This is a genomic window from Candidatus Coxiella mudrowiae (assembly GCA_001077715.1).
Taxonomy (GTDB): Bacteria; Pseudomonadota; Gammaproteobacteria; order Coxiellales; family Coxiellaceae; genus Coxiella; species Coxiella mudrowiae.
This window is the reverse complement of the sequence record CP011126.1, coordinates 1,234,715-1,246,440: the sequence shown is the minus strand read 5'-3', so window position 1 is coordinate 1,246,440 and position 11,726 is coordinate 1,234,715. Positions and strand designations below refer to the sequence as shown.

Below are 11,726 nucleotides of genomic sequence, written 5' to 3'. Positions count from 1 at the left end.
TCCCGCAGGAAAGTAAAGAAAGTTTTCGTGAGAAAGAGGATAGGTAAAGATAAGATGTTGAAAATTAGTCGACTAGCTGATTATGCCACGATGGTAATGAGCATCTTGGCTTCCCGACAAGAGCGCTTTAGTGCGGCACAAATTGCGCGGGTGACACCTCTTTCAATGGCTACCGTAAGTAAGGTGTTGAAGCTTTTGAATGAAAGCAAGTTAGTTAATTCTGAACGCGGTGTTAATGGGGGCTATCAATTGGCACGATCACCGGAAGCGATTAGTATATCCGAAATTATCACTGCCATTGATGGCAAGCCGGCGATGACCGAATGCAGCCGAGCTGAGAATCGATGCGAACATGACACTGTTTGCGGATTACGTAACAATTGGCAGCTCATTAATGGGTTGGTATTTGAAGTGTTGGATAGTTTAAATCTTGCAGATATGAAAAAACCATTAACTAAAAAACGAATAACCACTTTTCAATGCGATCACTGCCAGTGCAGTGACTCTCCGTGAGCGTGGGCAGAACTCTTCTGCTAACGATCCGAATTTGGGGAAAATAATGACGAATGAAGGTTATTTACAGAAAGTCGTTAATAAAACCTATGAACATGGTTTTACTACCGACATTGAAACAGATGTTATCACGCCTGGGTTAAACGAAGAGGTAATCAGGCTTATTTCAGCCAAGAAGAACGAACCCAATTTCCTGTTAGAGTGGCGGCTCCGTGCCTATCGCCATTGGTTGACTCTGGAATCGCCACAATGGGCTCATTTGCGTATCGAGCCCATTGATTATCAAGCTATTAGTTATTATGCGGCACCAAAATCGAAAAAGAAACCTAAAAGCTTAGAGAAAATCGATCCTAAATTACTCGAGACTTACAATAAATTGGGCATTCCTTTGCATGAGCAACAGCGACTGGCTGGTGTTGCCGTGGATGCAGTTTTCGACAGTATCTCGGTAGCAACAACATTTAAAGAAAAATTGGCTGCGTTAGGAGTAATCTTTTGTTCATTTTCCGAAGCAGTACAAAAACATCCCAATTTAGTGAAAAAATATTTAGGCAGTGTTGTTTCTTATCGTGATAATTTTTTCGCGACGTTAAATTCCGCTGTTTTTAGCGATGGTTCATTTGTGTACGTGCCGAAAGGGGTTCGTTGCCCTATGGAATTATCGACTTATTTTCGAATTAATGCAGCTAATACGGGGCAATTCGAGCGAACGTTAATTATCGCTGATGAAGGAAGCTATGTGAGTTATTTGGAGGGTTGCACTGCTCCGCAGCGGGACGAAAACCAATTACATGCTGCCGTGGTCGAATTAATAGCTTTAGCCAATACCGAGATAAGGTATTCCACCGTACAAAACTGGTACCCAGGAGATGAAAATGGACAAGGGGGGATTTATAACTTTGTGACAAAACGGGGTACGTGTTGCGGAAATAATTCTAAAATTTCTTGGACACAAATCGAAACGGGATCTGCAATTACCTGGAAGTATCCTAGTGTTATTTTAAGAGGCAATAATTCCGTTGGAGAATTTTATTCCGTGGCTCTGACGAATAATTTTCAGCAAGCTGATACAGGTACGAAAATGGTCCACATCGGTAAAAATACCCGGAGCACAATTATTTCTAAAGGAATTGCCGCCGGCCATGGGCAAAATAGTTACCGTGGTTTAGTGCGTGTTGGACCAATTGCTGAAAATGCTCATAATTATAGCCAATGCGATTCTTTATTGTTGGGAAGTCATTGCGGCGCTCATACCTTTCCTTATATTGAAGCGAAAAATCCTACGGCACGTATTGAGCATGAAGCTACGACCTCGAAAATTGGAGAGGATCAATTATTTTATTGTCGTCAACGCGGTATTACTGAAGAAGACGCTATCTCAATGATTGTAAATGGTTTTTGTAAACAAGTTTTTCAAAAATTGCCAATGGAATTTGCTGTTGAAGCACAAAAATTGATGGAGGTCAGTTTAGAAGGAACTGTGGGATGATGGCGGTTAATAATTTAAAAAGAGATATCCATATGTTAATAATAAAAAACTTACATGTGAATGTAAATAATAATGAGATTCTCCGCGGAGTGGATTTAGCTGTTAATGCTGGTGAAGTTCACGCTATTATGGGGCCTAATGGTTCTGGTAAAAGTACCTTAGCGTCTGTATTGGCTGGTCGGGATAATTATGCTGTTACAGCAGGTGAAGTGACCTATTTCAATCAGAATTTACTCGAACTATCACCTGAGGATCGTGCTGTGGCAGGTTTATTTTTGGCATTTCAATATCCTGTGGAAATCCCTGGTGTTAATAACCTTTATTTTTTGAAAACGGCTGTTAATAGCATCCGAAAAAAACGTGGTGAATTAGAATTAGATGCGCTGGATATAATGACTTTAGTCAAGGAAAAATTAGCCTTAGTTGATATGGAGGATAAATTTTTAAAAAGATCAGTTAATGAAGGATTTTCCGGGGGGGAGAAAAAGCGCAATGAAATTTTGCAAATGCTAATGCTCGAACCTTCTCTTGCCGTTTTAGATGAAACCGATTCGGGTCTCGATATAGATGCCCTAAAAATGGTTGCAAAAGGGGTTAACAGTTTACGCAACTCTAAACGAGCTATTTTATTAATTACTCATTATCAGCGTCTTTTAGATTATATTAATCCAAATTTTGTGCATGTCTTGGTTGACGGTCGCATTGCGGTATCGGGTGGTCCCTTGTTAGCTTATGAACTTGAAAAGAAAGGGTATGGTTGGTTATGAGAATGCTTAGTGAAGGTTGGTCAGAAGCTCGTTTAAAGAGATTGCAAAATCAAAACCGAAATTCTTTACAGGCATGGCAACACGAACAATTAAAAACGTTTTTGTTGATGGGCTTCCCTAATTGCAAAATAGAAAATTGGAAATATACGGACATTACCTCAATTGCTTCTCAAACTTTTTCATTTGGAGAAATAACTGATTGTGATATAACCCGTTTTATTATGGAGGATACCCATCGCATAGTATTTATTAACGGACATTTTGCACCCACTCTATCAAATTTGATGCAACTGCCAGCTGAGATTCAATTAATGTCGTTAAAGGCAGCTCTAAAAGAAAATCAAAAGGAGATTATAGGTGAGATGAGGAGTTATGAAACTCCTTTTTCATTGCTAAATGATAGTCTTTTTCAAGACGGCATGTTTCTTCATGTACCGAAAAATTACCAGCTTGAAAAACCGATTCATCTCCTTTACTTGATGAAGCCGAATTTTCCATTTTCTATGACCCAAACGCGTCATTTAATTTTTATTGAAGAAAATGCTAGCGTCACTCTTTTAGAAGAATATCAGGGGGTCTATCCCACAACTTATTTTAATAATATCGTGACTCAAATAAATGTTGGAGCCTCTGCTAATTTGGTATTTTATAAATTGCAGGGAGAAAATAACAATTCTTTTCATATTGCAAATACCCAAATTTGTCAAGCGCGAAACAGTCAAGTGATTTCCTGTCATGTTTCATTAGGGGGAGCACTGGCGCGTGAAGATTTGAATTACGCATTGCAAGGCCATAATGCTTCGTGTCAGTTGCTAGGATTTTATCACTTGAAAGGTGGGAGGCATATTGATAATCACACTCGTATTGATCATGGTGTTTCTGGATGTGTGAGCCAACAAATTTATAAGGGTATTATTAGTGATAAATCTCGGGCTGTGTTTAATGGAAAAATTTTTGTCCATTCAGAGGCAAAGAAAACGATCGCGCATCAAATCAATAAAAATTTAGTATTTTCAAATGAAGCTGAGGTTAATACCAAACCGGAGCTTGAGATTTATAATGACGATGTAAATTGCACTCACGGCGCTACAGTGGGTCAATTAAACGATGAAGCTCTATTTTATTTGTGTAGTCGCGGTATTGACCGTTCTGCAGCCCAGCATTTACTCGCTTGTGCATTTGCTAGTGAAATTATAGAAAAAATACCTCATAAGTTTATTGCCGAGCGAATACATCAAAGAATTATTAAATGTTTAGGGCTATTGAATTCCCTAGGAGATTGTCATAATTAATTCACTTGATTCTTTACGTGATGATTTCCCTCTTTTAAAAGAGCGGATTCGGGGAAAATCGCTAGTATATTTGGATTCTGGAGCGACGGCGCAAAAACCCCAGATAGTGATTGATGCTATAAGTCATTATTATTGTAATAACAATGCCAATGTGCACCGGGGGATATATACTATCAGCGAGCGGGCAACGACCGCTTATGAAAATATGCGTAAAAAAATTAAAGCATTTATCAATGCTGCCCATACACACGAAATTATTTTTACCCGAGGGACCACAGAGTCGATTAATTTAGTTGCTTCTAGTTTTGGCGCTATGCAAGTTCAACAGGGCGATGAAGTTGTAATTTCAGAAATGGAGCATCATTCCAATATTGTACCTTGGCAACTGTTATGTGAGCGAGCGGAGGCAAAGTTAAAAATAATTCCAGTTAATGATAATGGAATTTTAAATTTAGACGAATATCGAAAACTCTTAACAGAACGTACGAAAATTGTAGGACTAATTCATGTTTCTAATGTATTAGGCACAGTTAATCCTGTTAAGGAAATGATTCGTTTAGCCCATCAGAAAAATATTCCCATTTTATTAGACGGTGCACAAGCGATTCCTCATATGGTTGTGGATGTTCAAGATTTAGATTGTGATTTTTATACCTTTTCCGGACATAAATTGTATGGCCCTACGGGGATTGGTGTTCTTTACGGAAAGACTAACTTGTTAGAGAAGATGCCTCCCTATCAAGGGGGTGGGGATATGATTCGCCGAGTCACCTTTGAAAAAACGGAATACAACGTGTTACCTCATAAATTTGAAGCAGGTACGCCTCATATAGCTGGTGTTATTGGGCTTGGGACAGCCATTGATTACCTTATGGCGATTGGTTTTGAAAAAATTAATGCTCATGAAAAAGCTTTATTGAATTATGTGACGCAAAAATTACAACAAATTTCTGGGTTAAAAATTATAGGTAACGCTCTAAATAAAGTCGGTGTAATTTCTTTTACTATGGAACAGGCTCATCCGCATGATATTGCAACGATTTTAGATCATGAAGGGATTGCTATCCGGGCTGGTCATCATTGTGCGATGCCTTTAATGGAGCGATTTAAGTTGCCTGCAACGGCACGAATTACGTTCGGTCTCTATAATACGTTCGACGATATTGATCGGTTGATTGACGGTTTAGTTTTGGTTAATCAAATATTTAATGAAAGTTCTTTCACAGATTAAAAGAATGAATGATTTACGTGATTTATATCAAGAAATAATTATCGATCACGGTCGAAAGCCACGACATTTTGGGCGTTTAGCAGATCCCACACACGTACATGATGGCTATAATCCGCTGTGTGGTGATCGATTAACGGTATATTTTTGTGAAGAAGAAGGTGTGATAAAAGAAACAACTTTTGAAGGGAGTGGTTGTGCCATATCTATTGCTTCAGCTTCGCTAATGATGGAGGCCTTAAAAGGCAAAACCCTCGAGCAAAGTGAAATTTTATTTTCTCAATTTCATGATTTGGTGACTGGGAAAAGTTCTAACGTAGAGGAATTAGGGAAATTAGCTGCTTTAGGTGGTGTTGCTGAATTTCCTACACGGGTGAAATGCGCTACTTTATGTTGGCACACTATGTTTGCCGCTCTGCGTGGTCAGATTGACCTACGACCTACCCGTGAGGACAGAATAATGAATGATGTGAAAATTATCGAACTGACAGAGGCAGCTTATAAACACCTTCAATCGGTAATAAAAAAACGTGGGAAAGAAGTACAATTTCGCTTATCGGTGAAAAAAACCGGCTGCTCAGGCTACATGTACCAGTTGGAGATTGTAGAAAGACCGCAAGAGGGCGATATCTCTCTCAAAACTGCGTTGGGATTAACTGTTTTAATTGATGCTCATTGTGTGCCTCTCCTCAAGGGCACAATAGTGGACTATGTAAAAAAAGATTTTGGGCAACATCAATTACATTTTAATAATCCTAATGCGATTGGTGCTTGTGGTTGTGGAGAAAGTTTTCATTTAAGAAAAGACGAAGACGTTGATGATAAGGAATAATGAACATGAAAAAGAAATTATTGTACTAAGTCGTGATACGACGGCAATGTTGGTGCCGTCGGGGACGTCTATTAGAGTTCCTCAAGGAACCGAGGTGACTGTAGTACAGAGTTCGGGTGACACATTTACGGTAAATATTTTTGGGAATTTAGTCCGAATTGAAGGGAGGGACGCCGATGCTTTAGGAAAAGCAATTAAAAGCCCTTTGGAAGATTTGCCACCTGATGCCACTATCAAAGATAAAGTATGGGCCCAACTCAGTATGGTGTTTGATCCGGAAATTCCTGTCAATATTGTCGAATTGGGATTGGTATACGTTTGCGATATTGAGCGATTGGAAGAAGATACTTTCCGTGTGGTTATCGAAATGACGTTAACGGCACCTGGGTGTGGGATGGGACCGGTATTAGTGGAAGATGTTAAACGCAAAATTTTGGCTATTCCTGAGGTAAGCGATGCGGAAGTAGAAATTGTCTTTGACCCTCCGTGGGATCGAGAGATGATGTCTGATGCTGCTAAATTGCAATTAGGAGTTTTTTATTAGTAACTTAGACGGAAAGCGACTTACATAAAGCGACTTAATTAAGAATGACCCAAAGTAAACGTTGGCTCCAAGAACACGAGAGAGATCTTTATGTAAAGCGTGCGAAGAAAGAAGGCTATGCTTCGCGAGCAGCTTTTAAGCTTTTGGAGATGCATAAAAAATGTAAGCTTTTTAGGCCTGGGATGGCTGTAGTCGATTTAGGAGCGGCTCCGGGAGGGTGGTCTCAGGTGGCTAAAAAGCTTGTAGGACCCAAGGGCTTGGTCGTGGCCTTCGATCTCTTACCCATGCAGCCGATTTCAGGCGTTGAATTTATCTGGAGAGATTTCAATGAAGCGGAAACGTTTAATCAGTTGAATGAGGTGATCCATAAAAAAACTAAAGAAGGACAAGTAGATCTTGTTATTTCGGATATGGCCCCCAATATTTCAGGTATGAAGAGTATTGATCAGCCGAAATCGTTGCATTTGGTTGAGTTAGCGTGGTATTGTGCTCAAAAATTTTTGCTAATAGGTGGAGGATTCTTGGCTAAAGTTTTCCAAGGGTCTGGTGTTGATGTTTTTTTAACTGATTTGCGTCCCTATTTTAAGCATGTCAAACTCCTCAAACCGAGTTCTTCACGAGCCCGATCGAGTGAAATTTATATACTCGCCACTAAATTTCTGGGCTATAATCAGCAGGTATAAGTAAAAACGAGGTAACACCTTGAATAGTATTATTAAAAATTTACTGCTTTGGTTGGTTATTGCAGTAGTCCTTATTACGGTCTTCAGTAATTTTGGTGCACGACAACCCGATGTTCAGCCCTATAGCTATTCGCAATTTGTCCAAGCAGTTAATGCTGACAAAGTCAGCAGTGTGGTTATCCAGGGTCATGAGATTAAAGGGATAACCAAAGACAGCAAGCATTTTACGACCTATTTGCCTATGGAAGATCAAGCTCTGCTTAATCAATTAATGGCTAAGGGCGTGAGTGTAAAAGGTGAGCCTCCAAAACAACAAAGTATCTTTTTACATATTCTTATTAGTTGGCTGCCCTTCCTCATTTTGATTTTTGTGTGGATTTTATTTATGAGGCAGATGCAAGGTGGAGGCCGTGGCGGAGGTCCCATGTCATTTGGTCGTAGTAAAGCTCGTCTACTCAACCAAGATCAAGTCAAGGTAACCTTTGATGATGTCGCTGGGGTAGAAGAGGCAAAAGAAGAAGTCAAAGAGTTAGTGGACTTCCTGCGCGATCCCGGTAAATTTCAGCGCTTAGGAGGGAAAATGCCCTGTGGTGTATTGCTAGTTGGCCCTCCGGGAACCGGTAAAACCCTTCTGGCTAAAGCGGTAGCTGGGGAAGCCAAAGTACCGTTCTTTACTATCTCGGGTTCCGATTTTGTTGAAATGTTCGTGGGTGTAGGTGCTTCCCGGGTTCGTGACATGTTCGATCAAGCCAAGAAGCAAGCGCCCTGTATCATTTTTATCGACGAAATCGATGCCGTAGGTCGTCACCGTGGTGCTGGTTTAGGTGGCGGTCACGATGAACGAGAACAAACCCTCAATCAACTCTTAGTGGAAATGGACGGTTTTGAAGGCAAAGAGGACATTATTGTAATGGCCGCCACCAATCGGCCTGATGTACTTGATCCTGCCTTATTACGGCCGGGGCGTTTTGACCGCCAAGTAGTAGTTCCCCTGCCAGACATTAAGGGACGTGAACGTATTCTCCAAGTTCACATGAGTAAATTGCCGTTGGCGTCTGACGTTAAAGCTTCTGTCATTGCTCGAGGCACCCCAGGGTTTTCTGGGGCCGATTTAGCTAATACTGTCAACGAAGCTGCTTTATTTGCGGCGCGTGAAAACAAGAAAGACGTTGGAATGGCTGAATTTGAGCGTGCGAAAGATAAAATTATGATGGGAGCTGAACGACGCTCAATGGTAATGAGTGATGAAGAAAAGAAATTGACGGCTTATCACGAAGCAGGTCACGCAATTGTGGGATTGCATATGCCTGAGCACGATCCCGTTTATAAAGTCACGATTATTCCGCGAGGTCGGGCTTTAGGCGTGACAATGTTCTTGCCTGAACAAGATCGCTATAGTATGACCAAACGTCGTTTAGAATGCCAATTAGCGGGGTTGTTTGGTGGACGAATTGCTGAAGAACTTATTTTTGGTGAAGAACGGGTGACCACAGGTGCATCCAATGACATTGAAAAAGCCACTGAGATTGCCCGCAATATGGTAACAAAGTGGGGATTGTCGGCCAAACTAGGTCCCTTAACTTATCGGGAAGAAGAAGGTGAAGTTTTTCTCGGACGTTCCGTGACACAGCGTAAAGACATTTCTGATGCAACCAGTAAAGAAATTGATTTTGAAGTGCGTCGCATTATTGATACGGCTTATGAGATGGCGAAGAAAACGCTGGAAGAACATATGGATCAGCTTTACCTTATGGCTAATGCATTAATTAAATATGAAACTATTGATGAGGTTCAAATTAAGGAAATTTTAGCGGGGAAAGAGCCTTCTCCACCGCCTGGGTGGAAAGAGGATGATGGAGCTGCTTCAGAATCTGTGAAAAAAGATTCATCTTCCCGAGATGGTGAATCCAAACCATTACATTCAGGAAAAATTTGTCCTGCCGAAGATGTTCAGCCGTTATAATATCGTCCTCGTATTCCATCTCCCGCCCGCGGAAGGGTTAATGTAAGGAGGGGCTGCTTGATGTCAGAAGTAAAGTTTCATTTGCAGTTAAGGGGAAACCGAAAGATCACCTTTTCCGAGCCTGCCATTATGGGAGTCATTAATGTTTCTCCTAATTCTTTTTACAATCCGCATCTTGATTTAAATTCCGCTTTCCAGACAGCAGAGAAAATGGCCCGTGAGGGGGCTGATATACTAGATATTGGCAGTGAGGCTACGAACCCCTTTGTGAATATTGATACGGACTCCCCCTCTCTTCAGATGGAACTTGATCGATTGATACCTACTATCGAAGAAATAAAAAAACGTTTTAATATTTTAATTTCCATCGATACCAGCCGTCCTCAAGTTATGCGTGAAGCGATAAATTCGGGAGCAGATATTATTAATGACCAACGGGCCTTGCAGGTAGAAGGCGCATTAATAGTCGCAAGAGAATTAAAAAGTCCTGTGTGCCTAATGCATTTTCCTACTTCGAAGCGAAAACCGGGTTCAACTTCGTGCGTCCATCTTTTAGAAACTGTGAAGAGAGACTTGAAAGCTGCTGTAGACCGTTGTGAAATCCAGGGACTTTCTCGGAATCAAATAATTATTGATCCTGGCTTTGGTCAAGGTCACTACGGAAAAAATCTGAAGGAAAATTTTTATCTATTAAACCACTTATCTGAATTTTTATCTTTAGGGTTACCGGTGTTATCAGGATGGTCGCGAAAATCGATGATCGGTGATATCTTAAGCCAATTGCCGGCACACCGACTATTTGGCAGCGTCGCTGCTGATGTGTTAGCCGTCTATCAGGGCGCTTCTATCATTCGCACTCATGATGTTAAAGCCAGTTGGGAAGCAGTTCGTATTGCTGCCTATGCCCGCGAGGTTAATCTCATTGGATAGGATGAAAAAATAGAGGGAAAGGAACTGGAAAAAAAATATTTTGGAACCGATGGAATTCGGGGACAAGTTGGAAAATCGTTGATTAACGCTGAGTTCATGCTCAAGCTCGGTTGGGCGGTGGGAAAAGTCTTAGCGAATAGTCATTCGGCGACGGTTTTAATTGGGAAGGATACACGTATTTCAGGTTATATGATTGAATCGGCTTTGCAAGCAGGATTATCTGCTGCCGGAGTTAACATTAAATTGACAGGACCTATGCCTACTCCTGCGATTGCGTATTTGACACATTCTGTTCGCGCTGATGCGGGAATTGTAATTAGTGCTTCGCATAACAGCTATCCTGATAATGGAGTGAAATTTTTTAATAAGGATGGCTTTAAACTATCCGATGAATTGGAGCTGGCTATTGAGGATCATATCGATAAACCCATGCGTACGGTGTCAGCTGACCGTTTAGGAAAAGCAGCGCGAATGAGCGAAGCTCACGGCCGTTATATTGAATTTTGTAAAAGCACTTTTCCTTCAAATTTATCTTTGAAAAAATTAAAAATTATTGTCGATTGTGCCAATGGTGCTGCTTATTCTGTTGCACCCAGTATTTTTCATGAACTGGGTGCAGATGTGATCGCGATTGGTGATGAGCCCGATGGATTTAATATTAATCATGAATATGGAGCCACTAATACTCAGAAACTCCAAAAGAGTGTTCTTAAGCACAAAGCTAATGTTGGCATAGCTTTCGATGGCGATGGCGATCGTCTGATTATGATAGATCATCACGGTGTTAGAGTAGATGGAGACGAATTATTATGCATTATGGCTATCGATCGCTTCCATTTAAAAGAGAATTGCCCCTTGGGAGTGGTAGGTACCATAATGAGTAATTTAGGATTAGAGCAAACATTAAAGCGCTATCATATTGCGTTTGAGCGTTCGCGAGTGGGTGACCGTTACGTTTTAGAATTGATGCAACAGAAAGGCTGGTTATTGGGAGGCGAATCTTCTGGTCATGTTGTCGATCTTGGTTTTACTACTACAGGAGATGGTATTATTACTGCTTTACAGATATTAAGAATCATGCAACAAACCAATAATTCTCTGTCAGAGCTTAAAAAAGTAATGGTTAAGCACCCACAAGTCTTAATTAACGTTCCTGTTAATGGGATGCTTAATATGCAGCATCCGACTATTGAAAAAGCAGTAGCAGAAGCGGAGAAACAATTAAATGGTAAGGGGCGTGTATTATTACGTCCTTCGGGGACGGAACCAGTAGTTCGAGTAATGGTGGAAGGACACGACGAAGAGACTATAAGAAAGACGGCCAAAATGTTAGTGATGGTAGTCAATCAGTTGCCTTACATAAAACCGGATGAAATAAAAATTTTTACTCGGCAAGCGTAGGATTGGTGAGACGGGTTCTCGAAGGTTTATAAATTAATGAGTTATGTAGTAAATAAGCGCACGCTGAGTGTATTTAGTTTAACA

At 40.7% G+C, this 11,726-nt stretch carries 11 protein-coding genes; all 11 read left to right on the top strand.

Translation table 11 applies throughout. The features are described 5' to 3' along the window. The first annotated feature begins 54 nt into the window (after window positions 1–54). The 11 genes from CleRt_RS05845 to glmM are packed head-to-tail and all read left to right on the top strand — an operon-like array spanning window position 55 to window position 11,642. A complete protein-coding gene (locus CleRt_RS05845) occupies window positions 55–513 on the top strand; it encodes an SUF system Fe-S cluster assembly regulator (RefSeq protein WP_048875424.1) in 459 nt (152 codons plus the stop codon). A 46-nt stretch (window positions 514–559) separates the two neighbouring features. Beyond that, the gene (gene sufB, locus CleRt_RS05840) at window positions 560–2,002 is read left to right on the top strand and encodes a Fe-S cluster assembly protein SufB (RefSeq protein WP_048875423.1); all 1,443 of its coding nucleotides are present in this window, start codon (window positions 560–562) and stop codon (window positions 2,000–2,002) included. A 32-nt stretch (window positions 2,003–2,034) separates the two neighbouring features. Beyond that, the gene (sufC, locus tag CleRt_RS05835) at window positions 2,035–2,769 is read left to right on the top strand and encodes a Fe-S cluster assembly ATPase SufC (RefSeq protein ID WP_048875807.1); all 735 of its coding nucleotides are present in this window, start codon (window positions 2,035–2,037) and stop codon (window positions 2,767–2,769) included. Beyond that, window positions 2,766–4,061 (top strand): Fe-S cluster assembly protein SufD, encoded by a 1,296-nt coding sequence (gene sufD / locus CleRt_RS05830; RefSeq protein ID WP_235379219.1) that lies wholly within the window; start codon window positions 2,766–2,768, stop codon window positions 4,059–4,061. The genes sufC and sufD overlap by 4 nt, the downstream gene beginning before the upstream one ends. Next, complete coding sequence (locus tag CleRt_RS05825; protein WP_048875421.1) at window positions 4,054–5,292, top strand: cysteine desulfurase; 1,239 nt, start codon at window positions 4,054–4,056, stop codon at window positions 5,290–5,292. The genes sufD and CleRt_RS05825 overlap by 8 nt, the downstream gene beginning before the upstream one ends. Window positions 5,293–5,296: 4 nt before the next feature. Beyond that, on the top strand, window positions 5,297–6,121 hold the full coding sequence (gene sufA, locus CleRt_RS12175) for a Fe-S cluster assembly scaffold SufA (RefSeq protein ID WP_235378908.1): 825 nt from the start codon (window positions 5,297–5,299) through the stop codon (window positions 6,119–6,121). After that, window positions 6,108–6,665 carry a putative Fe-S cluster assembly protein SufT gene (sufT, locus tag CleRt_RS05810; protein WP_048875420.1) on the top strand — a complete coding sequence of 186 codons (558 nt, stop codon included), beginning with the start codon at window positions 6,108–6,110 and terminating at the stop codon, window positions 6,663–6,665. Before sufA ends, sufT begins: the two co-directional genes overlap by 14 nt. Window positions 6,666–6,709: 44 nt before the next feature. Next, window positions 6,710–7,348 carry an RlmE family RNA methyltransferase gene (locus CleRt_RS05805; RefSeq protein ID WP_048875419.1) on the top strand — a complete coding sequence of 213 codons (639 nt, stop codon included), beginning with the start codon at window positions 6,710–6,712 and terminating at the stop codon, window positions 7,346–7,348. Between the two features lie 19 nt (window positions 7,349–7,367). Beyond that, a complete protein-coding gene (gene ftsH, locus CleRt_RS05800; RefSeq protein ID WP_048875418.1) occupies window positions 7,368–9,311 on the top strand; it encodes an ATP-dependent zinc metalloprotease FtsH in 1,944 nt (647 codons plus the stop codon). Window positions 9,312–9,371: 60 nt separating this feature from the next. Continuing rightward, window positions 9,372–10,241, top strand: a complete 870-nt coding sequence (folP, locus tag CleRt_RS05795; protein WP_048875417.1) for a dihydropteroate synthase — start codon at window positions 9,372–9,374, stop codon at window positions 10,239–10,241. Window positions 10,242–10,265: 24 nt separating this feature from the next. Beyond that, on the top strand, window positions 10,266–11,642 hold the full coding sequence (glmM, locus tag CleRt_RS05790; RefSeq protein WP_048875416.1) for a phosphoglucosamine mutase: 1,377 nt from the start codon (window positions 10,266–10,268) through the stop codon (window positions 11,640–11,642). Window positions 11,643–11,726 lie beyond the last annotated feature (84 nt).